Annotated in this window: 21 protein-coding genes; 9 read left to right on the top strand and 12 right to left on the bottom strand. The window is 57.9% G+C overall.

The features are described 5' to 3' along the window. Nucleotides 1–31: 31 nt before the first annotated feature. A complete protein-coding gene (gene cyoA, locus GFN93_RS07275) occupies nt 32–1,024 on the bottom strand; it encodes a ubiquinol oxidase subunit II (protein ID WP_153500140.1) in 993 nt (330 codons plus the stop codon). A 148-nt stretch (nt 1,025–1,172) separates the two neighbouring features. On the opposite strand from cyoA, the gene GFN93_RS07270 reads away from it, so the two are divergent. Beyond that, entirely contained in the window at nt 1,173–2,474 is a 1,302-nt protein-coding gene (locus tag GFN93_RS07270) for an MFS transporter (protein WP_153500138.1), read from the top strand. 383 nt (nt 2,475–2,857) lie between these two features. Here GFN93_RS07270 and GFN93_RS07265 read toward each other — a convergent pair whose 3' ends face one another. Further along, nucleotides 2,858–3,967, bottom strand: coding sequence for an NADH:flavin oxidoreductase (locus GFN93_RS07265; RefSeq protein ID WP_153500136.1), 1,110 nt, complete (start codon nt 3,965–3,967; stop codon nt 2,858–2,860). A gap of 143 nt (nt 3,968–4,110) precedes the next feature. Between GFN93_RS07265 and GFN93_RS07260 the strand changes: the two genes are divergently transcribed. Further along, the gene (locus GFN93_RS07260; RefSeq protein WP_153500134.1) at nt 4,111–4,572 is read left to right on the top strand and encodes a winged helix-turn-helix transcriptional regulator; all 462 of its coding nucleotides are present in this window, start codon (nt 4,111–4,113) and stop codon (nt 4,570–4,572) included. Between the two features lie 433 nt (nt 4,573–5,005). Here GFN93_RS07260 and GFN93_RS07255 read toward each other — a convergent pair whose 3' ends face one another. Then, nucleotides 5,006–5,800: a hypothetical protein gene (locus GFN93_RS07255; RefSeq protein WP_153500132.1), complete on the bottom strand. Its 795-nt coding sequence runs from the start codon at nt 5,798–5,800 to the stop codon at nt 5,006–5,008. Between the two features lie 614 nt (nt 5,801–6,414). Between GFN93_RS07255 and GFN93_RS07250 the strand changes: the two genes are divergently transcribed. After that, entirely contained in the window at nt 6,415–7,416 is a 1,002-nt protein-coding gene (locus GFN93_RS07250; RefSeq protein WP_153500131.1) for an IS110 family RNA-guided transposase, read from the top strand. Between the two features lie 110 nt (nt 7,417–7,526). Here GFN93_RS07250 and GFN93_RS17220 read toward each other — a convergent pair whose 3' ends face one another. From GFN93_RS17220 to GFN93_RS07205, 9 genes are all read right to left on the bottom strand, one after another. Next, nucleotides 7,527–7,679 carry a hypothetical protein gene (locus GFN93_RS17220; protein ID WP_194285762.1) on the bottom strand — a complete coding sequence of 51 codons (153 nt, stop codon included), beginning with the start codon at nt 7,677–7,679 and terminating at the stop codon, nt 7,527–7,529. 234 nt (nt 7,680–7,913) lie between these two features. Beyond that, a complete protein-coding gene (locus tag GFN93_RS07240; protein WP_153500127.1) occupies nt 7,914–8,399 on the bottom strand; it encodes a hypothetical protein in 486 nt (161 codons plus the stop codon). Nucleotides 8,400–8,566: 167 nt separating this feature from the next. Beyond that, on the bottom strand, nt 8,567–8,977 hold the full coding sequence (locus GFN93_RS07235; protein WP_153500125.1) for a hypothetical protein: 411 nt from the start codon (nt 8,975–8,977) through the stop codon (nt 8,567–8,569). 104 nt (nt 8,978–9,081) lie between these two features. Further along, nucleotides 9,082–9,561 (bottom strand): hypothetical protein, encoded by a 480-nt coding sequence (locus tag GFN93_RS07230; RefSeq protein ID WP_153500124.1) that lies wholly within the window; start codon nt 9,559–9,561, stop codon nt 9,082–9,084. A gap of 143 nt (nt 9,562–9,704) precedes the next feature. After that, a complete protein-coding gene (locus GFN93_RS07225; RefSeq protein WP_153500122.1) occupies nt 9,705–10,163 on the bottom strand; it encodes a hypothetical protein in 459 nt (152 codons plus the stop codon). Between the two features lie 153 nt (nt 10,164–10,316). After that, a complete protein-coding gene (locus tag GFN93_RS07220) occupies nt 10,317–10,976 on the bottom strand; it encodes an NlpC/P60 family protein (RefSeq protein ID WP_235901718.1) in 660 nt (219 codons plus the stop codon). Between the two features lie 196 nt (nt 10,977–11,172). Continuing rightward, a complete protein-coding gene (gene rpe / locus GFN93_RS07215) occupies nt 11,173–11,847 on the bottom strand; it encodes a ribulose-phosphate 3-epimerase (RefSeq protein WP_153500121.1) in 675 nt (224 codons plus the stop codon). Between the two features lie 163 nt (nt 11,848–12,010). After that, complete coding sequence (murU, locus tag GFN93_RS07210) at nt 12,011–12,676, bottom strand: N-acetylmuramate alpha-1-phosphate uridylyltransferase MurU (protein ID WP_328594373.1); 666 nt, start codon at nt 12,674–12,676, stop codon at nt 12,011–12,013. Next, nucleotides 12,673–13,671: an aminoglycoside phosphotransferase family protein gene (locus tag GFN93_RS07205; protein WP_153500119.1), complete on the bottom strand. Its 999-nt coding sequence runs from the start codon at nt 13,669–13,671 to the stop codon at nt 12,673–12,675. The genes murU and GFN93_RS07205 overlap by 4 nt, the downstream gene beginning before the upstream one ends. A 90-nt stretch (nt 13,672–13,761) precedes the next feature. Here GFN93_RS07205 and GFN93_RS07200 point away from each other — a divergent pair, with 90 nt between their 5' ends. The 6 genes from GFN93_RS07200 to GFN93_RS07175 are packed head-to-tail and all read left to right on the top strand — an operon-like array spanning nt 13,762 to nt 20,470. Further along, the gene (locus GFN93_RS07200; RefSeq protein WP_153500117.1) at nt 13,762–16,041 is read left to right on the top strand and encodes an LPS-assembly protein LptD; all 2,280 of its coding nucleotides are present in this window, start codon (nt 13,762–13,764) and stop codon (nt 16,039–16,041) included. Next, nucleotides 16,034–17,362 carry a peptidylprolyl isomerase gene (locus GFN93_RS07195; RefSeq protein ID WP_235901712.1) on the top strand — a complete coding sequence of 443 codons (1,329 nt, stop codon included), beginning with the start codon at nt 16,034–16,036 and terminating at the stop codon, nt 17,360–17,362. The genes GFN93_RS07200 and GFN93_RS07195 overlap by 8 nt, the downstream gene beginning before the upstream one ends. A gap of 47 nt (nt 17,363–17,409) precedes the next feature. Beyond that, nucleotides 17,410–18,405 carry a 4-hydroxythreonine-4-phosphate dehydrogenase PdxA gene (gene pdxA / locus GFN93_RS07190; protein ID WP_153500115.1) on the top strand — a complete coding sequence of 332 codons (996 nt, stop codon included), beginning with the start codon at nt 17,410–17,412 and terminating at the stop codon, nt 18,403–18,405. 1 nt (nt 18,406) lies between these two features. After that, entirely contained in the window at nt 18,407–19,198 is a 792-nt protein-coding gene (rsmA, locus tag GFN93_RS07185) for a 16S rRNA (adenine(1518)-N(6)/adenine(1519)-N(6))-dimethyltransferase RsmA (protein WP_153500113.1), read from the top strand. A gap of 25 nt (nt 19,199–19,223) precedes the next feature. Beyond that, the gene (gene apaG, locus GFN93_RS07180; RefSeq protein ID WP_194285761.1) at nt 19,224–19,610 is read left to right on the top strand and encodes a Co2+/Mg2+ efflux protein ApaG; all 387 of its coding nucleotides are present in this window, start codon (nt 19,224–19,226) and stop codon (nt 19,608–19,610) included. 53 nt (nt 19,611–19,663) lie between these two features. Beyond that, a complete protein-coding gene (locus GFN93_RS07175; RefSeq protein ID WP_328594371.1) occupies nt 19,664–20,470 on the top strand; it encodes a symmetrical bis(5'-nucleosyl)-tetraphosphatase in 807 nt (268 codons plus the stop codon). Nucleotides 20,471–20,618 lie beyond the last annotated feature (148 nt).

Below are 20,618 nucleotides of genomic sequence, written 5' to 3'. Positions count from 1 at the left end.
ACCTGCTACTGCGTAAATCGGAAAGTCGGTCTTATTCATGATGGCCACCTTCATGCTGGCCGCCGTGAGCGTCTGCTCCGTCAGCCTGATGGGTGCCATGACCGGCGTGACCACCCTGTCCCGGGTGATACATCATGTCTTCCATGCAGACGGTGCCCGGCGCCACACAGCGATTGAGGATGCCGTGATACAGGGTCGGGTCCACGTCGGAATACAGCGTGACCGGCACCTTGGCACTGGGCACTTCCAGCTCGAGATAGGTGTCGCGGTCCAGGTTGAGCTCGCTGGCTTTCACCTTGGCCACCCAGGCCTCAAAGTCCGCCTCGGACAGGCCGTGGAAGTCGAACTTCATATGGGAATAGCCCGCCCCGCTGTAGTTAGCGGAGAAGCCCTTGTACACGCCCGGCTCGTTGATCACGCCATGCAGCTTGGTTTCCATGCCCGCCATGGCATAGATCTGCCCGGCCAGCGCGGGGATGAAGAACGAGTTCATCATGGTGGAAGCCGTGATCTTGAAGCGGATCGGATGATCCACCGGCGCCGCCAGCTCATTCACGGTGGCGATACCCTGCTCCGGATAGATGAACAGCCATTTCCAGTCCAGCGCCACCACTTCCACGGTGAGCGGCTCCAGATCAGCGGGTACCGGGGTCTGGGCATCGATGCGGTCCAGCGGACGGTAGGGATCCAGCTTGTGGGTACCCACCCAGGTCATGGCGCCCAGCGCGATGATGATCAACAGCGGCACCGACCAGATCACCAGTTCCAGCACGGTGGAGTGGGTCCACTCCGGCGCGTAGGTGGCGTCCTCGTTGGTCTCGCGGTAGCGCCAGGCGAACCACAGGGTCAGCACGATCACCGGCACAATCACCAGCAACATCAGGATCGTGGCCCAGACAAGCAGGTCACGCTGTTGCATGGCAATGTCTCCGGACGGGGACATTACCACCGTGTCGCAGCCGGTTAGCAGTGCGGCTGCCAGCAGGGTCAACACCACCCCACGCAAAAAGTTGGCTATTTGCATTGGCGTACTTCGGTTGGCTTATGGGATATGTGAGCACCTTAGCCAAGCAATGTGGTAGCCGGTATTGGACATTTTGTCCCATCGGCTTAAAGTCCTAAGTAGATCTGGATCAATGCAGACAACAACAAGGCAGAGTAAAGGCGCATTTATGACCCCTAGCATGACGGCCCCGGCGGGCCAGCATCACGCCGACGTCGCCCCCAACGAGATCGCGGTGGGCGTGGTCATCGGCCGCACTTCCGAGTATTTCGACTTTTTCGTGTATGGCATTGCCTCAGTACTGATCTTTCCCCAGCTGTTTTTCCCCTTTACCGGGCAGCTGCAGGGCATGCTCTACGCCTTCTCCCTGTTTGCCCTGGCCTTTGTGGCACGGCCCTTTGGCACCGCGCTGTTCATGTGGATCCAGCGCCAGTGGGGGCGCGGCGTCAAACTGACCGCCGCCCTGTTCCTGCTCGGTACGGCCACCGCCGGTATCGCCTTCCTGCCCGGCTATGAAAAGATCGGTGGCTACGCCATCGCCCTGCTGGCCCTGCTGCGCATCATGCAAGGCGTGGCCTTCGGCGGCTCCTGGGATGGTCTGCCCTCCCTGCTGGCCCTGAATGCTCCGAAAGAGCGACGCAGCTGGTACGCCATGATTGGCCAGCTGGGTGCCCCGCTGGGCTTTGTGATTGCCAGCGCCCTGTTCCTGTACCTCTATAACAGCCTCAGCGCCGCCGACTTCCTCGGCTGGGGCTGGCGTTACCCGTTCTTCGTGGCCTTCGCCATCAACGTGGTGGCCCTGTTTGCCCGCCTGCGTCTGGTGCTGGGAGATGAGTACACCGAAGCCATGCAGGAGAAAGAACTGGAGCCCATCCGCACCACCGAAATGGTGCGCGAAGAAGGCCACAACATCTTCATCGGCTCCTTCGCTGCCCTGGCCAGCTACGCCCTGTTCCATGTGGTGACCATCTTCCCGCTGTCCTGGATCGCCTTCCAGGGCACCCAGACCACGGCCCAGGTCCTCACCGTACAGATCGTCGGCGGCTTCGTCGGCATTCTGGCCACCATCGGCTCCGGCTGGATCGCCGCGCGCATCGGCAAACGCACCACCGTGGGCGCCCTGGCTGCCATGATCGGCGTGTTCAGCCTGCTCACCCCGCTGCTGATGGGCGGCAGCCCGGTCATGCAGGACACCTTCATCCTGCTCGGCTTTGCCCTGCTGGGCGTGTCCTACGGCCAGGCCTCCGGCACCGTCACCGCTAACTTCGCCCCGCGCTACCGCTACACCGGCGCGGCACTCACCTCCGATTTCGCCTGGCTGTTCGGCGCCGCCTTCGCCCCGCTGGTGGCCCTGGGCCTGTCCGCCAAGTTCGGCCTGCTGTCAGTCACGGTGTACCTGCTCTCCGGCGTGATCTGCACCCTCATGGCCCTGGCCATCAACCAGTCACTGGAAGATCAGGCAGAGGAGTAAGCCTCACCTGTAGGAGCCATGCTCGCATGGCGATGCTCAGCTGAAACCAAAGAGGCCGCGCCCGGATTCCAGGCGCGGCCTCTTCATTTTCGACTATCTCACTACAGCCCCGCTGTAGGAGCCCATGCTTGCATGGCGATCCCGAGCGCCAGCGAGGACATTATTTTCAAGGCTGCACAAACCTGATGGCCGCCGCGACACCCCACCCAACGCGTTAACACGCGCATCGCCATGCAAGCATGGCTCCTACAGCGGCTCCAAGGAAAGCCTTCAAACAAAACAAAAAGGCCGCATCCAACCTCTGGACGCGGCCTCTTCCTGTCCGACCCGGCAACCCCGGATCGCGTTTTTTACTCGCAGCTAGTAACTAGTGCTCGCAGCTGTTAACTCAGACTTCCCAGCGCCGCCTTGGTAAACGGCGTAATCTCGTCTTCCTTGCCGTCACGCATCTTCACCAGCCAGTTCGGGTCCTGCAGGAGCGCACGGCCCACGGCAATCATGTCGAACTCGTCGTTGTCCATGCGGCGCTCCAGCTCGTCCAGCCCGGCGGGGTTGGCGGTGCCGCCCATGCCCTGGGGGCTGTTCAGGAAGTCATCGTCCAGGCCCACGCTGCCCACGGAAATGGTCGGCTTGCCGGTGATCTTTTTGGTCCAGCCCGCCAGGTTCAGGTCAGAACCGTCAAACTCCGGCAGCCAGAAGCGACGGGTAGAGGCATGGAACACATCCACACCCGCGTCCACGAACGGCATCAGGAAACGCTCAAGCTCTTCCGGGGTCTGTGCCAGCCTGGCGTCATAATCCTGTTGCTTCCACTGGGAGAAGCGCAGCACGATAGCAAAATCCTCGCCCACCGCTTCGCGCACCGCCTTGACGATCTCTACACCGATACGGGCACGGTTCTCGATGGAGCCACCGTACTCATCGTCACGCTGGTTGGTGCCTTCCCAGAAAAACTGGTCCAGCAGGTAACCGTGGGCGCCGTGGATTTCCACGCCATCAAAACCCACCTCTTTCGCCGCCTTGGCGGAGTCCGCAAAGGCGCGGATCACGTCCTGGATATCATCCTTGGTCATGGCATGACCATTTTCCTTGCCCGGCTTGAACAGGCCAGACGGGGAATAACCGGGCACATCCTTATCGGGGCCGATGCCTGCTTTGCGCACCGCACCCACATGCCACAGTTGCGGAATGATCCGGCCACCGGCCTCGTGCACCGCATCCACCACCTTCTTCCAACCCGCCATGGCCTCATCGCCATAAATCGCCGGCACCCGCTCGTAACCATTGGCGGCCTTGTGGCCCACAAAGGTCCCTTCGGTGATGATCAACCCCACCTCGCCTTCGGCGCGGCGGCGGTAGTAACCCACCACCTCATCATTGGGCACATAGCCCGGAGAGAAGGTGCGGGTCATGGGGGCCATGGCCACCCGGTTCCGCAGCTTCAGTGATTTGTGCTCAAAAGGACGCAACAGGCTATCCAGTGAACCGCTCATAGGTGCTCTCCCGAATCGTGTAGGAAAAAAATCAACAGAATCAGCGCTTCTGTCAGCCGGAAAATGCCCGGCCACATAATTTGGTTTCACGATGAAACCTTATTTGGTTTCGTTTTGCAACCATTCTGACGTACACTACCCCCATGACACGTAAACGCTTTGACGAAATGGGATGCTGCGTTGCCTCCGCCCTCAATGAGGTCGGCGACTGGTGGTCCCTGCTGATCGTGAAACAGGCCATGCTGGGCACCCGCCGCTATGTGGACTTCCAGAACAGCCTGGGGATCGCCAAGAACATCCTCTGCGACCGCCTCACCCGCCTGGTAGAGAACGGCGTGATGGTGCGCGTGGACGTGGGCGAACATGGCAAGCGCTATGAATACCGCCTCACCGACAAGGGCCGCGACCTGTTCACCGTGGTCACCGCCCTGCGCCAGTGGGGCGAACGCTGGAATGGCAATGAGGACAGCATGAAGCTGGTGGACCGCCAGACAGGCGAACCGCTAGCCCCGGTCATTGTCCAGAACCAGCAAGGCCAGCCGCTGACCGTGCGGGATGTGCGGTTTGTGGATGAAGACGGCAAACCGTTTGAGGAGGCAGGCTAGCTCGCCCTCCTGTGCGCTCACCTGTAGGAGCTATGCTTGCATGGCGAATGTGAGGTGATGGTGGCACTCACCCGGATGACTCACGACTTACCTGCCCCGTCATCGCACCGATAAACGTGCTTGTCCTCGCCGGACAGGCCCAAAGGGGTGCTGCGCAACACCTCTCTGGACTGCCCCGCGCCCCGACTCCGTTCGACCCGCTCCGCAGGCACACACTCCGGTACTCATAATCTGAAGGACGCAAAAAAGACTCGCTCCGCTCAGACAGGTTTTTGCTCTTCGCCTTCAGATTATTCCGTTCCTCGACTCACTCTAACGGGGAAGCGCCGTGCGGAGAGGCCTGGAGACAACATCAATGGAATGGAAAGACCGCCCCATTACTCTGCGTGAACACGAGGCAGAACAAGATTAACCAGCAACCCGTCGACAGACTTTAATCAACCGGCCCGAGAGTGGGCTTCTCAACCTCTGTCGAGGCCAGTTTTGTGGCTTGATCCAGCGTATCGACCATCTGGCTTGTATAGCGATAAACGAGGTAGGGAACGGCATTTTCAGAAAAATTGATCATGGATTGGCGGACAAACCCCCACTTCAGGCTCACACTCTCAAGAGCGCGCACCATGGCCTCATCGCCGGCATGGCGTTCCTTTGCTGCGGCCAGCATGGACTCAAACTGAGGCACGGCCTCCTTGAAATCCAACCGCCCCTCATCCGTGCCGATCGCCGCCCCACCGGTGGGATCGGCAGCCAGGTTCAGGTATTCCGAAGACAGCCGCTGCAGAAACGCAGCCAGCCCATAAATGTCATCGAAATTGCCCCCAACGCCACCCTCAAAGGCCGCCTTCTGTTCCAGCATCACAATGGGGATCTCATTCACATCCAGAATGGTGTAGGCATCGGTATAGCCATGCTCAACAATGGTGTTGGAACTGGCCGCTTCCTCGAAATTGGTCCACTCCCCCCTGAGCTTGGTGATCAGCTGTTGCTCCTCACCGTTTTCCGCCCCTCTCTCAAGCCGGCTCAGCGCCTTACGGCCTCTCGCGATAGAATCCTCAAGGCTGGAATCATAGATCTGATCCCCCTTCATGACGGTGAGCATGTGAAAGTCCGAGCGCACCTGCCAAACCGCCAGCTCAAGCTCCCCAAGGTCTGCGGTATGAATAGAGGCCACCCCATTCGACGACAGACTCAAGAGCGCCCCGAATATCACCAATACACGCATTTCCATAGACCCCTCTCATTCTGTGGCACATCTGAGTTTTCATTATTCTTGCGATGAGCAGACAACCTGCGTGCCCAAAAGCCCGGAGCGACACGCGAATTTCTCAAAACGAGAAACACATCACTGCAACATTATTTACCCAAAACATCAAAAACTTACGTAATCGAACAATACACCAGGCATCGCTTCCTGATCAAACCGCTCAAAGAAATCAAGCCAAGGCGTTATTGACAGGGTGCGATTTATCTACGGACAGGCATTTGAGCTGGACGGAATGCCACAGCGGGCTTGGCATAGCTCAATCAATGGCTGGCAATCAGGAGGCCTCCAGGGGCGGGAGAGCGCGCTCTGCCGGGTTTTTCGGACGGCTTAAAGGTAAGAGGGGAGGAGGACCATCGGGTTTGACTCTGGGAAATGGGAGACCTCGTATCTTGAATCAGCCTCTTCAAATCAGGATGCTAGTTCTGATGAAGCGGCCAGGTCGGCTGAGGCTGATGAGACATAAGGCGTAATAGCCTGTGGGTCAGATAAGTCCGCCGACCTGTAGTTTCGTTCATACAATTCGAAGGGTAACTTAGGCTTGGTTATTAACCAAGAGCCTGAATACGAGGAAGGATAAGATGAACGAGCAGGCCGTGGGCGTTGATGTATCGAAGAAGAAGCTGGATATCTGTGTTGCCACCGGCAACAAGTTCAAGAGTAAAGTTTTTGCAAACTCCCCTGGCGGTCATGAGGCATTAAATACGTGGCTGCAGCAGCGAGACATCCCCGTTGATACGCCCGTTGTTCTGGAGGCGACTGGCCCTTACAGCGAAGCAGTAGCTATCTTCCTGGCTGATTTAGGTTGGTCAATCAGTGTGGTGAATCCCTCCCGAATTTCAGGCTATGCCCAAAGTGAGTTAAGCCGGAACAAAACAGACAAAGCGGATGCCCGGCTGATTGCTTGCTTTGCTCAACGAGCAAGACTTGAAAGCTGGTCTCCTCCAAGCCTTGCTGTGCGGGAATTAAGGGCCTTGGTAGACCGCCTTCAAGCATTGATTGATATGCGCCAGCAAGAGCTAAATCGCCTTGAAGACCTGAGCCAAACATCAACTTCATCCGTAGAAAAGATGGTGAAGGAGCATGTCGACTGGCTCAATGATCAAATCAAGAAGATTCAGTCTGACATTGATGACCATATTGATGGCAGCCCGGAGCTAAAGAACGATGCCGATCTGATGCAAAGCATCCCTGGTATAGGGCGTCGCGCCAGTTCCCAAATGTTGGCCTACATCGGTGACGTCAGACGCTTTAAAAACGCCAAAGCACTAGCCGCATTCATTGGTGTTACACCCAGGCAGAGGCAGTCGGGAAGCTCGATAAACAAGCGAAGCGCCATGTCCAGGACCGGTCATGTGGCGGCGAGGAAGTCCCTTTATATGCCAGGGCTGGTTGCCAAACATCACAACCCTGTCGTTGTGGCGATGGCTGTACGGCTGCAAACCAGAGGGTTATCCCCCAAGGCAATTGTCGGTGCCAGCATGCGGAAATTGGTGCACCTGATATATGGCGTCATTAAATCCGGGATACCATTTAATGCTGAAATTTCTATGAATAGGCTTGACCTTCAAGAGGGTATCTGACCCCATTGCTCCTTACCTTTTGACACTGAGGTGGGCGAGCGAGACCAGACTCTGCTCAACGAGAATTTCATAAAAATGGGAATTGGGAAACCTGCCGCACACGCAGTTAGTCACCCAGGGAGATAAGCATAGAATGATGCACCCAAGACCACGAAGATATAGGTCGCAAGCAAAAGCACTTTCATGAGTCTTATATCTGAATCACCCCAGCCTTTTTCAAGCTCAACACCCATGCCGAAATAAAACTTATCCATGACAAGCATTAAATAGACCTGCCCGCCCCCAAGCAGCATAACCCCAACAGACGCGAAATAGTAAAAATCATATTTCCCCCAAGACGAAACCACAGATATCAGTAAAAGGAGCACATAAGTAGACAGCAAGAAGGTCTTAATAACAGAATACCCCAATACAAACTAAGCACGCAAAGAATAGAGAACCCAGGCCTTCAAATTCCCTCCGGGCGTTCGCTTTGCGAAATGAGCGAACCGACCGTATTAATCATTTCGTTTAACCAACTTTATCACTTTCAGCACCAATCCAGACCAATAACCAAGAGACAAAGCCGGAAGAAAATTCACTAACGCAACAATCATAACGATTTCCATGTACTGAGGCGTCAACACCCTCTCTCCCAACTTAGGTATCGACATGGCAACGGAAACCAAAACTGATAGCAGAAGAGATATAGACAGCATTTTTAACCATTCAACCCAGAAATAGATCCTACCTTCTCTCTTTACAAATAAAAATGTAGCAAAAAAAGATGAAAGGAAGTTTATTATCATCCCGACAAAAAAAGACTGCTCAAAGCTTAGCCGATAATTAAAATAGAGAATTGCTGCTAGGAGGGTCAGGCTAAAAAAACAGTACATGGCCGCAAACAGTAGGAGGTATCTCCATAGCAATGGAGCGCCGACACCATTTGACGGGTAGCCACCAGAGAAAGAATTTGGTGGGAGGTATGGATCTCTATGGGTCATCGACTTGCTTACCCTCTATCAAAATTCAAATCCACCTTCACTCTTGGTAGACAATGCAAACGATGGGGGGGGCAGGAAAACCTGACCCCATTGTTCCAAGCTCCTGCCGAGAGCCAACTCTGGCAAATGAAAGATATGTCCCCATTACCTGCTCCATTTGTCCGCATTCATTCCATCGAAAAAACAACAACAATAAAAATACTGGGGATAACGACAAATAAGAACGAAGCAAGCGCTCCCAGAAAACCGACGGCCAGCTCATAGCTCCGTTCTCGCTCATCCTTTAAACCCAGGAAACCCATTACCAGAACGAAAGGTAGGCAGAAGGCGAGAGAAAACAGCACGCCGAAGACGATCATGCCCCAGGAAGGTGAATCAAAGATGCTGGCATAGGCATTACCGATATGCCTCGCACTGGAGGTCACTACCAACCCCAGAGCAAAACACACAGACATCACCAGGATATAGCTCTTCTTCCGATATGGCTGAAACGGCTGCAATGCGAGCACCAGAGGAGCCACAACATACGCGAGCACCAACGGCATCTTCAGGCTTCCTATGGCAATTTCAGTAAACAAGCTTATATCCTCGCCAAATCCTTGATGGACGGCCAATATCTTCCAGCCTCACGATCAGCTGGAACAATGAAGCCTGCTCACTCGCCCCACAGCCTCAAGCATTCTTACTTCCACCCCATTTCTATTTTTAATGGAGTTTCGTCTGACAAAGAAAACCCTTCTTTGAGGACTAAAAGACCCAGATCAACAGCAGATTCTTTCTCACTAACTGCAAAGTCATGAGTAAAGGTTCTCAGATAAAATGGAGAATCTGACTCCACGTTTTCGCTTATAACCTCACGATGCTGGATTCCATAACGTTCATGCACACGAACAAGAAGATTAACTTCTTCTTCAGTGAGTCCAATCAACGGCCTATCGTATGAAACAACATCATTTTCAACCCAATATTGAATATAGATTCCATTCTCAGAATCGCCCACGATAACAAATGGATTTACCTCTTGAGCGTTTGCCTCGCTAATTACATCGATAATTTCGTGCCGTTGAAAGTGCTTCGATTTTTCAACATCAACTTCCTGGCACCCAGCCATTAATACAGGAATAACTGCCAACTTGATTAGACAGCAGATACGAACCATCACACACCCTCATTGAAAGCCCAAAAAGAAAATTTGGATCACACCCCACCCACTATCGCCTACCATCGGACACACGCTCTGTGATATCACAGACCCAATCCCGCTGCTTCGCGGACCAAGGCTTTCCCTCAAAACCGCGCACACTCCTAAAATCGCCAGTTTTTCACAATCGAATAGATAACAACCCCACCGACCACCGTACCTATAGGAAACCAAAGCAAGCACAGAAAACTAACGAGAAGAGTAAAAGCAACAGCCAAAGGCTTCTCTTTCTTGATCCCCAAAACCACAACATAATGCAAGAGAGCCATCAATCCGCCAATCAGAGCACCCTTGATTGCATCATAGTCAGTCATGCCCGACCCAATACTCTCTGCCACACCGTCCGAAAAAAAAGACGCCAAAAGCATCAGGGTTACAAGAAGATAAATGCCAAATAGTAATTTATTAAAAACAATAGCGGCATGGAATTTATCTTTGCTTCCGCTCTTTAAATTTTCGCTTACAGCGACCCCGCTCTGGTTGGGTTCGCATTCTTTACAAAACTCCATTGGGGTACCACCCCAGCCCTCTACGGTTTCCGCACCGCAAGATTTACACTGCATTCCTCTAACCTTTCCCCAATAAGAAACATACGCGCCAGGGCTTACAGCCCTCGCTCTATTTTTAAGAAACAACATTAACTCAACTACTTACAAATTTATGTAAGCCAAATCCTACAAATTCAACTTGTGCGCGTGTAAAAACAGGAGCGCCAACTACCGCCCCACCAGCCGTCTCGCCTGCCAATACCGCTCCCGCCAATACGGATTCCCCAGCGACGATTGCATAACGCCATTACTCACCGACGCATGTAGAAATGAGTCATCACCCAGATAGATTCCCACATGCCGATTGCCGCGCGATAAGCGAAAGAACACCAGGTCGCCGACAGTCAGTTCGTTGCGGGCGACGGGCTCGCCTTCTTTTAGTAATTCAGCCGTGGTGCGCGGCACGTGCATGTTCAGTTGAGATAGGAAGGTGAGGTAGACGAAGCCGGAGCAGTCCACGCCTTTGGTGCTGAGGCCGCCATAGCGGTAGGGGACGCCTTGCCAGTCTTCTTTTTGAGCAAGGAGGCTGTTGAGGAGGAAGTTGTCGGAGGTGAGGAGTTCGGCGGTGGTGTTGTCGTCTTTTGGGGGTTGGGGTTCGTTTGCGGGTGACGCGTCTTGTACTGGCGGGATGTTTTTTGTGGCGCAGGCGCTTAACGCAATGCAGAAGAGCATCGTTGCGAGAGATGTTGAGTGGGAGACCGGTTTAAAGGGCATGGAGAGTGTGTGATTGCTGACTTGCCGAGTTTGGCAACAGTCACAAGGGAAGGTTCCGAGGAAACGCCTACCGGTGTACTGGGCAAGCAGGCCATTGCCCGGAACCTTCGCCATGCAAGCATGGGCTCCTACAGAAGATCAGGAGCGTCGTTCGCGGCGCGATCACCATAGTTTCGAGTTGCGAGAAGCGAGTTTCGAAGGGCAAAAACGTATTCCGCGCGGAAAGGTTTTCGCAACTCGAAACTCGTGGCTCGCTTCTGAGGTTGGGCTATCACGCCGCGAGCGGCGCTCCTACAGAGGGCTTCGCGGCTTACGCCTGGGCGAGTTCTTCGCGCATTTGCTGGATGACGCTGGCGTAGTCGTCTTTGCCGAAGATGGCGGAGCCGGCCACAAAGGTGTCGGCACCGGCGGCGGCCACTTCGCGGATGTTCTTTTCGGAGACGCCGCCGTCCACTTCCAGGCGGATATCGTAGCCGCTGGCGTCGATCATCTGGCGCACGGCGCGGGTCTTGTCGAGGGTGGAGGGGATAAACTTCTGGCCGCCGAAGCCGGGGTTCACGCTCATCAGCAGGATCATGTCCAGCTTGTCCATCACGTATTCCAGGCAATCCGGGCGGGTGGCCGGGTTGAGCACCAGGCCGGCTTTGCAGCCGTGGCTCTTGATCAGCTGCAGGGAGCGATCCACGTGCTGGCTGGCTTCCGGGTGGAAGGTGATGTAGCTGGCACCCGCTTCAGCGAACATGCCGATCAGGTCGTCCACCGGGCTCACCATCAGGTGCACATCGATGGGAGCGGTGATGCCGTGGTCGCGCAGGGCCTTGCAGACCATGGGGCCGATGGTGAGGTTGGGTACGTAATGGTTGTCCATCACGTCGAAGTGAATCACGTCAGCGCCCGCGGCCAATACGTTGTCGCACTCTTCCCCCAAACGAGCAAAGTTGGCGGCAAGGATGGAAGGGGCGATCAGGTAATCCTGCTTGGGCATGCGTATTCCTCAGTAAAGACAGTGGCGAGTGACGAGTATCGAGTCGCGAAAAGCAAGATCAAAAGCGCCGGTTTGGCCTTTCGACACTCGTTACTCGCAACTCGTCACTCTCGATTCATCGCGGTGGAACCACCGCTCCTACAAAACTGGTTTCGGCGCTGTATCAGGCGCTCTTCAGTAACCGGTCCAGTTCGTCCAGACGTTCCGGGGTGCCGATGTCCCACCACTGGCCGGGGTGGTGCTCGCCGCTGGCGGCGTCTTCCGCCATGGCGGCGCGCAGCAGCGGGGCCAGTTTGGCTTCGCCTTCCGGCAGCGCAGCAAACAGGGCCGGATCAAAGCGGCCGATGCCGGCGTAGGTGTGTCTGGGCTCGGTATTATCGCGCAAGCGGCCCCCGTCTGTCAGATGGAAATCGCCCTTGGGGTGATGCTCGGGGTTATCCACCAGTACCAGGTGGACGGGATCGGGGCGCTCCGCCAGCAACGGCCGGAAGTCGAAATCGGTCCAGATGTCGCCGTTGACCAGCAGGAAGGGCTCATCCCCCAGCAGCGGCAGGGCGCGCTTGATGCCGCCGGCGGTTTCCAGCGGGGTGCCTTCGTGGGACCAGGCAATGGGGATGCCGTAGCGGCTGCCATCCCCCAGGGCGTCGGCCAGCTTGTCGCCCAGCCAGCCCGTGTTGATCACCAGCGATTCGATGCCCGCATCGCGCAGTTTCTCGATGTGGTATTCGATCAGTGCCTTGCCCCCTGCCTGCAGCAGGGGCTTGGGGGTGTGATCGGTGAGGGGCCGCATGCGTGTGCCGTAGCCCGCCGCCAGGATCATGGCCTTCACTCGTTGCCCTCGATCTCGTCCAGCACCCACTGCAGGTCTGCCAGCTCCGGGCGGCGGGCAATCACGGTACGCAGGTAGGCGAAGAAGCGCGGCACATCACCCAGGTAAGTGGGCTTGCCATCGCGGTGGCAGATACGGGCAAAGATGCCGATCACCTTGATGTGGCGCTGGGCGCCCATCAGGTCGCAGTCCCGCAGGAAGTCATCAAAGGCCTCCGGCACCGACAGGCCCGCGGTGAGCGCTTTCTGGTGGTACTGGCGCAGCCAGCCCTGCACGCGCTCGTCCGGCCAGCTCAGGAAGGCATCCTTGAACAGGCTGATCACGTCATAGGTGATGGGCCCGGCCACCGCATCCTGAAAATCGATCACGCCCGGGTTGGGCTCGGAGACCATCAGGTTGCGAGGCATATAGTCGCGGTGCACAAACACCTTGGGCTGGGCCAGGGCAGCGTTAATCAGCAGATCGAAGACCTTGTCCAGGCGCTGACGCAGCTCACCGGTGATCACCATGTCACGGTGGCGGAACAGGTACCACTGGGGGAATAGCTCCAGCTCGCGCTGCAGCAGGGCCTCGTCGTATTCCGGCAGGCCTTCCGTGCGGGTGTGCAGCTGCATGGTGATGAGGGTATCGATGGCCGCGGCGTACCAGTCGTCGGCATTGGCCTCGGTGAGCGCCTTGAGCCAGGTCTGGGTGCCCATGTCCGAGAGCAGCAGGAAGCCGTGGGCCAGATCCTGCAGGAGAATGTCGGGCACATGCACGCCGGCGTCTTTCAGGCGCCCGGCCACATCAATAAAGGGACGGCAGTCTTCCTGCTCCGGGGGAGCATCCATGGCCACCAGGGTCTGCCCGGCATGCTCATAGCGGAAATAGCGGCGAAAGCTGGCGTCAGCGGAGGCTGGCACGCCTTCCAGCGTGGCGCCTAGGTGAGCACTCACCCACTTGTCCAGTGCCTGCTTACGCAGATCTACGTGAGAATTACTTTTATCAGGCTGCATTGCCTTCCTTGTTCCATTACACTGCCGCTTTTACAGCGCGGGTTACCCGCGACTGTGCAAAACGGCCTTTTTACCTGTTCTGAGCAGCTGATGCCACTGCCCACACAACGAATTCTATTACCCGCCCTGCTATTGCTGGCCGGGGCCAGTGCCGCGGACAACGACCTTAACTGGGTTGACCGCGAAGAAATGGCCACGTTCCCTCCCGTACAGCAACGCACTGTGCCGGACTGGTGTGGCGGCATGTACTACAACCCCAGCGTGGGCCTGCCGGTAGAAGGCAGCGACACCGTAGTGACTGCCGATCATTCTACCCTGACCCAGGATGGGCTGATTTCCCTTGATGGCGATGTGCTGATCGAACAGCCCGGCCGCCGGATCACCACCGACAGCGCCAGGCTGGACCAGTCTACCGGCAAATACGAGCTGGAAAGCGGAATGCGCCTGGAAAGCGACCAGGCCACCTTTATTGCCGATAACATGAGCGGCCAGACCCGCCGCCGGGAAGGCAGCCTGCAGGGTGTCCGCTATGCGCTGTTCGATATTTCCTCGCGGGGCAGCGCGGACTACATCTACATCAACGACAATACCACCACCATTACCAATGGCAGCTACACCACCTGCGCCCCGGGCTCCAATGGCTGGTCGCTGCATGGCAAGCGTATCTTCCTGGATCGCGAGAAAGGCTGGGGGGAAGCGGAGAATGTGGTCCTCAAGGTGAAGAGCACTCCGGTGTTCTGGCTGCCCTGGATCACCTTCCCCATCGATGACCGGCGCAAGACCGGGCTGCTGTTCCCCACCATTGCCATTGGTGATGACAACGGCCTGGATATTTCCCAACCCATCTACATCAATATCCACCCGCAGATGGATGCCACCCTGGCGCCGCGCTTTATCGATGGCCGTGGCAGCGGGGTCGATACCGAGTTCCGCTACCTGACACCGCTGGGTTCAGGTGATCTGAGCTACGGCGTCCTCTTCAACGATCGCAAGTTCGATGATGAAGACCGCCAGGTAGGCCGCTGGACCCACAATGGTAATGTGGGCCGCTGGAACCTGAGCACCGACTTCAATTACGTGTCCGATGACTTCTATTTCAAGGATCTGGACACCGGTCTGGAGATCAGCTCCCAGACCCACCTGCCACGACTGGCAGAAGCTCGCTACTACGGCCGCACCTGGGACATGCTCGGGCGCATGCAGTCCTGGCAGACCATCGACCCGACCCTGGCCGATCAGGACCTGCCCTACCGCCGCCTGCCGCAGCTGCAACTGTCCGGCGACCCGAGCCTGATTGGCCCCCTCAAGGGCCTGTGGCTGTCTGATTTCACCGCCTTCGAGCGCAGCAGCTCCGACGACAGCGGCAAGGCCACCGGCCTGCGCGGCCACGCCGCCCCGGCCCTGAGCCTGCGCCTGCAGAATTCCTGGAGTTACCTGGAGCCCCGTGGGCGGGTCTATCACACCCAGTACAAGCTGGATAACGTAGACGCCACTGACGAAGAAAACCCCGAGATCACCACCTGGGGCGCCAGCCTGGATTCCGGATTGATCTTCGAGCGCCCCACCAACTGGTTCGGCACCAGCTACACCCAGACCCTGGAGCCACGTCTGTTCTTCAATAAAGTCGGCTACGAAGACCAGAGCGAACTGCCCAACTTTGATACCCGGGAAGTGACCTTCTCCTACAACGCCCTGTTCCGCGAGAACCGCTTTATCGGCTATGACCGTATCGGCGATGAGGAAAAACTGGCGCTGGGTCTGACCAGCCGCTTCCTGCACGATGCCTCCGGCCGCGAGCAGTTGCGCCTGCGGGTGGCCCAGGGTTTCTATTTCGAAGACCGTGAAGTGCTCACCGACGACCCGCTGGAAGACCCCACCGACGACCAGACCCCACTGGTGGGCGATGCCCGATGGAACTTTGCCAGCGATTGGTACCTCTACACTGAAGCGCAATGGGATCTGGAAGAGAATGAGCGCGAACGCTCCAACTTCCAGATTGGCTATAACGACCGTGAGCGGCGGGTCTTTAATGTGGGCTACCACGACCGTCCCGCCGACGACATTCAGGAATCGGAAATCAGCGCCATTCTTCCCATTCACCGCCACTGGCGTGTGGTAGGACGCTGGATGTACGACCTGGAAAACAAACGCACACTGGAAACCATGGCCGGCGCGGAATACCGCAACTGCTGCTGGAAACTGCGTCTGCTCAGCCAGCGCGAGCTCACCGATGAAGATGGTGACGGCGACGTGGAAGGCGACAGCACGATCTGGTTCCAGATTCAGATGATTGGCCTGGGTGGCTTTGGCGGGCAGGTGGATTCCCTGCTGGAACGCAGCATCCCGGGTTACAGGAGAGAATATGAATAAGTTTACGCCAGACGCCGGACGCCGGATGCCTGACGCAAAACACGTGCTCGGCACCCTGTTTGCCACCTTGCTGATGCTGATGCCACTTACCAGCAACGCCAAGGTGGAGATGCTGGACCGGATTGTGGCGGTGGTGAACGATGGCGCCATCATGGCCAGTGAGCTGGATGAGCGCATCAATATCATTGCGCTGCAGTTCCAGGAGAGAGACCAGCCACTGCCGCCCCCGGCGGTGATGCGCGAACAGGTGCTGGACCGCATGATTCTCGAGCGGGTGCAGCTGCAGCTGGCTGACCGCGGCGGCATCAAGGTAGATGAAGCCTCCCTGAACCAGGCGCTGGCCGGTATTGCCCGCCAGAACAACATGACCCTGGAAGGCTTTGCGGCGGCGCTGCAACAGGACGGCTACGACTGGCCCCAGTTCCGCGAGCAGATCCGCGAGGACATGATCATCTCGCGCCTGCAGCAGCGCAGCGTGGCCTCCCGGATTCGCGTGACGGACCGGGAAGTGGACCGTTTCCTGGAATCGGAGATGGGCAAGCAGATGTTCCAGGAGGATTTTCACCTGGGCCATATTCTGGTGCGCGTCCCCGCAGGCGCCAGCCCGGAAGAAGTGCAAGCGGCCACCAGCAAGGTCAACAGTATTGAGGCGCGCCTCAACCAGGGCGAAGACTTCCATCAGCTGGCCATCTCCCAGTCCGATGGCCCCAAGGCGCTGGAAGGCGGCGATCTGGGCTGGCGACCAGCGGCCCAGTGGCCCACCCTGTTCTCGGAAGCCGCCCTTCAGCTGGAGAAAGGCGAAATCTCCGCCCCCATCCGCTCTGGCGCCGGTTTCCACATCCTCAAGATGATTGACCGTCGCGGTGGTGCCGAAAAGGTGGTTACCCAGTATCAGGTGAGCCACGTGTTGATCAAGGCCGATGCCCTGACCAGCAACGAGCAGGCCCGCGACCAGGCCACCCGACTGCAAGATCAGGTTGCCAGCGGTGCTGCCGATTTTGCCACTATCGCGGCGGAATACTCCGATGATCCCGGCAGCGCCCGTAACGGCGGCGAGCTGGGCTGGGTGAGCCGTGGCGAAATGGTGCCGGAGTTCGAAGAGATGATGCTCAACACCCCGCAGGGAGAGGTGTCACCGGTCTTTGAGACCCAGTTCGGCTGGCACTTCCTGCAGTTGCAAGGTACCCGCGATGCGGACATGAGCGAAGAGTTCCGCCGCATGCAGGCCATGCAGGCCCTGCAAAAGCGCCGCTTCGAAGAAGAGCTGGAAATCTGGGTGCAGGAACAACGCAGCGAATCCTACGTGGATATCCGCCTATGACGCGGGCTCACTCCACGCATCACCCAGCACGCAACGGGCGCTAGGCCATGCCCCGTCCTGTTGCCGTCACCTATGGGGATCCGGCCGGTATCGGCCCGGATCTGGCGCTGGCCCTGCCGGCCCTGTTTCCCGAACAACCGCTGGTACTCATTGGCGACCGGACGGTGCTGGAACAACGTGCAGAGCAGCTGGGCATGCTGCCCCGCCTGAGGGACTGGCAGCCGGGAGAGGCGGTCATTCGTGATCCCCTGACGCCGGAATCGGTGTGTGTATGGCACACACCGGCCGGGGCACCAGTCACCGCCGGCAAGCCGGATCCGGCCACCGCCCAGGGCACCGTGAACATGCTCAAGCGCGCCGCGCAGGGCTGCCTGGATGGCACCTTTTCGGCCATGGTGACCGCGCCGGTGGCCAAGAACATCATCTGCGAAGGCGCCGACCCGGATTTCACCGGGCATACGGAATTTCTGGCCGAACAGGCTGGCGTGGATCAGGTGGTCATGATGCTGGCCACCCAGGATCTGCGCGTGGCCCTGGCCACCACCCACCTGCCCCTGAGCGAAGTGCCGGAGGCCATCACGCCGGACTCCCTGATTCGCACCCTGACCATCCTGCGGGATGATCTGGTTGGCAAATACCGCATCGCGGAGCCCCGTATTCTGGTGCTGGGTCTCAACCCCCATGCGGGTGAGGGCGGGCATCTGGGCCGTGAAGAGCTGGACGTGATCATCCCGACCCTGAACCGACTGCGCGAGCAGGGCTTTCACCTGACCGGCCCGGTTCCCGCTGACACCGCCTTTCAGCCGCACCTGCTTGAAAAGCACGATGCGGTACTGGCCATGTACCATGACCAAGGCCTGCCGGTGCTCAAGTACGCCGGCTTCGGCGAAGCCATCAATATCACCCTGGGGTTGCCCTTTATTCGCACCTCGGTGGACCACGGTACCGCCTTCGAACTGGCCGGTACCGGCAAGGCCAAGGTGGGCAGCCTGGTGGCCGCCACCCGGCTGGCACTGAATCTGGCCGCCCCACAGGACGCATGACATGACAGAACACCGCACTCGCAAGCGCTTTGGGCAGCATTTCCTGCACGACCGCAATCTGGTCGACCGCATGATCCGGACCCTCGGGTTACAGCAAGGCGATACCCTGGTGGAAATCGGTCCTGGCCGTGGCGCACTGACCTACCCGCTACTGGAAGAGATTCCCCACCTGCATGTGGTGGAGCTGGATCGGGACCTGATTGCTCTGCTGCGTCAAGAAAACACTCCCGACCGGCTGACCATTCACGAGTCCGATGCCCTGAAGTTTGATTTCCGCACCCTCAAGCCGGCGGACAAACCCCTGCGGGTGATCGGCAACCTGCCCTACAACATCTCTACCCCACTGATCTTCCACCTGCTGGACCAGTCTGACGCCATCAGCGACATGACCTTCATGCTGCAGAAGGAAGTGGTGGATCGCCTCACGGCCAGCCCGGGTACCCGCGACTGGGGCCGTCTGTCGATCATGGTGCAGTACCACTGTCAGGCAGATTACCTGTTCTTTGTGCCTCCTGGTGCGTTCAGTCCCCCACCCAAGGTGGATTCTGCGGTGGTGCGGCTGATTCCCTACGCCACCCCGCCCCACCCGGCGAACGACGAGGATCATCTGCGCCGGCTGGTCGCCCAGGCCTTCACCCAACGACGCAAGGCGATCCGCAATAGTTTAAAATCCATGGTAACGCTGGAGCAGTTTGCCGAGGCCGGCATCGATGCCGGCCTGCGCCCGGACCAGCTCAGCGTGGCGGACTATGTCGCCCTGGCCAACCTCAGCCAGCCACAAGACGAGCAATAACACCTGAATGGGAGACACATCGCGCATGACCACCCCCGACCCACGCCATAACATCCGGGTCTCCGTGGACACTGAGTACCTTGCCGATCAAAGCGATGAGGCAGGACAGCGCTGGGTGTTTGCCTATCACATCACCATTCGCAACGAAGGCAGCGTCAGCGCCCGCCTGCTCACCCGCCACTGGGTGATTACCGATGGTGAAGAGCGGGTGCAGGAAGTGCACGGCGAAGGGGTGATCGGCGAACAACCGCACATCGCCCCCGGCCAGACCTTTGAATACACCAGTGGCGCCATTCTCGAAACCGAAGTCGGCAGCATGCGTGGCAGTTACCAGATGATCGGCGAAGATGGCATCCACTTTGATGCTGAAATCCCCGCTTTCACCCTCGCCGCACCCCATGCATTGCACTAACGCTGGCACGCATCACGCAACGCGCAACACGCTCGCAACCCCGGGGGCATGGCGTGTCTGACTATGCCATTGGGGATCTGCAGGGGTGCCTGGAAGCCTTTGATTGCCTGCTCGACAAGATCCGCTTCAATCCGGACAAGGATCGGCTGTTTCTGGCCGGCGACCTCATCAATAGGGGGCCGGACTCGCTGGGGACGCTACGCCGGGTATTTCAGGTGCGTGACAATGTCCAGAGTGTGCTCGGCAACCATGACCTGCACCTGCTCGCCGTGGCCCATGGCGCCACCAAAAGCAAGCGCAAGGACACCCTGGCCGGGATCCTGGATGCCCCGGACCGTGGCGAATTGCTTGGCTGGCTTCAGGGTTGCCCATTATTGATCGACCTGCCTGAACATGAGGCCATCCTCACCCACGCCGGCATTCCACCGCTGTGGACACTGGATGAAGCGCGCAGCCGCGCCAGAGAGGTAGAAAGTGTGCTCGGCGATGAACGCTGCAGCGAGTACTTTGCCCACATGTACGGCAACCAGCCCGCCGGCTGGAGCGAGCGCCTTGCCGGGCCTGACCGTTGGCGCGTTATCACCAATTACTTCACCCGCATGCGTTTTGTAAACAGCCAGGGCGAGTTGGACCTGACTTCCAAGGGTGAAGCCGACGCCCCGCCCGGTGGCTTCATGCCGTGGTTCCTCCATCCCCAACGCAAGGAAACCGGCACCCGCCTGTTGTTTGGCCACTGGGCAGCACTGGAAGGCCATACCGGGATCGACAAGGTGGAAGCGCTGGATACAGGCTGTGTATGGGGCGGCAGCCTCACTGCACTTCGGCTGGACGATCTGGCACGCATCCACTGCGAGTGCTAAAAAGCGTTATTTCTTTTCAATAACGCGTCGACACGAAGCCAATTCAACGTCTGGCGCACCATCCCTACACTTCATCCTTTTTATTGCGAAAATGTTTTCGCTTCCCTTTGACTTGTTCCGTTGTTTGGTTACATCCTAAAGCTGTACG

It is taken from the genome of Alcanivorax sediminis (assembly GCF_009601165.1).
Lineage (GTDB): Bacteria > Pseudomonadota > Gammaproteobacteria > Pseudomonadales > Alcanivoracaceae > Alcanivorax > Alcanivorax sediminis.
This window is presented reverse-complemented; position numbering and strand designations above follow the sequence as displayed.

What these genes read in the sequence shown, in the direction of transcription:
- cyoA (WP_153500140.1), bottom strand. Translation starts at nt 1,024, where the DNA reads ATGCAAATAGCCAACTTTTTGCGTGGGGTGGTGTTGACCCTGCTGGCA.
- GFN93_RS07270 (WP_153500138.1), top strand. Translation starts at nt 1,173, where the DNA reads ATGACCCCTAGCATGACGGCCCCGGCGGGCCAGCATCACGCCGACGTC.
- GFN93_RS07265 (WP_153500136.1), bottom strand. Translation starts at nt 3,967, where the DNA reads ATGAGCGGTTCACTGGATAGCCTGTTGCGTCCTTTTGAGCACAAATCA.
- GFN93_RS07260 (WP_153500134.1), top strand. Translation starts at nt 4,111, where the DNA reads ATGACACGTAAACGCTTTGACGAAATGGGATGCTGCGTTGCCTCCGCC.
- GFN93_RS07255 (WP_153500132.1), bottom strand. Translation starts at nt 5,800, where the DNA reads ATGGAAATGCGTGTATTGGTGATATTCGGGGCGCTCTTGAGTCTGTCG.
- GFN93_RS07250 (WP_153500131.1), top strand. Translation starts at nt 6,415, where the DNA reads ATGAACGAGCAGGCCGTGGGCGTTGATGTATCGAAGAAGAAGCTGGAT.
- GFN93_RS17220 (WP_194285762.1), bottom strand. Translation starts at nt 7,679, where the DNA reads ATGCTTGTCATGGATAAGTTTTATTTCGGCATGGGTGTTGAGCTTGAA.
- GFN93_RS07240 (WP_153500127.1), bottom strand. Translation starts at nt 8,399, where the DNA reads ATGACCCATAGAGATCCATACCTCCCACCAAATTCTTTCTCTGGTGGC.
- GFN93_RS07225 (WP_153500122.1), bottom strand. Translation starts at nt 10,163, where the DNA reads ATGCAGTGTAAATCTTGCGGTGCGGAAACCGTAGAGGGCTGGGGTGGT.
- GFN93_RS07220 (WP_235901718.1), bottom strand. Translation starts at nt 10,976, where the DNA reads ATGGCGAAGGTTCCGGGCAATGGCCTGCTTGCCCAGTACACCGGTAGG.
- rpe (WP_153500121.1), bottom strand. Translation starts at nt 11,847, where the DNA reads ATGCCCAAGCAGGATTACCTGATCGCCCCTTCCATCCTTGCCGCCAAC.
- GFN93_RS07205 (WP_153500119.1), bottom strand. Translation starts at nt 13,671, where the DNA reads ATGCAGCCTGATAAAAGTAATTCTCACGTAGATCTGCGTAAGCAGGCA.
- GFN93_RS07200 (WP_153500117.1), top strand. Translation starts at nt 13,762, where the DNA reads ATGCCACTGCCCACACAACGAATTCTATTACCCGCCCTGCTATTGCTG.
- GFN93_RS07195 (WP_235901712.1), top strand. Translation starts at nt 16,034, where the DNA reads ATGAATAAGTTTACGCCAGACGCCGGACGCCGGATGCCTGACGCAAAA.
- pdxA (WP_153500115.1), top strand. Translation starts at nt 17,410, where the DNA reads ATGCCCCGTCCTGTTGCCGTCACCTATGGGGATCCGGCCGGTATCGGC.
- rsmA (WP_153500113.1), top strand. Translation starts at nt 18,407, where the DNA reads ATGACAGAACACCGCACTCGCAAGCGCTTTGGGCAGCATTTCCTGCAC.
- apaG (WP_194285761.1), top strand. Translation starts at nt 19,224, where the DNA reads ATGACCACCCCCGACCCACGCCATAACATCCGGGTCTCCGTGGACACT.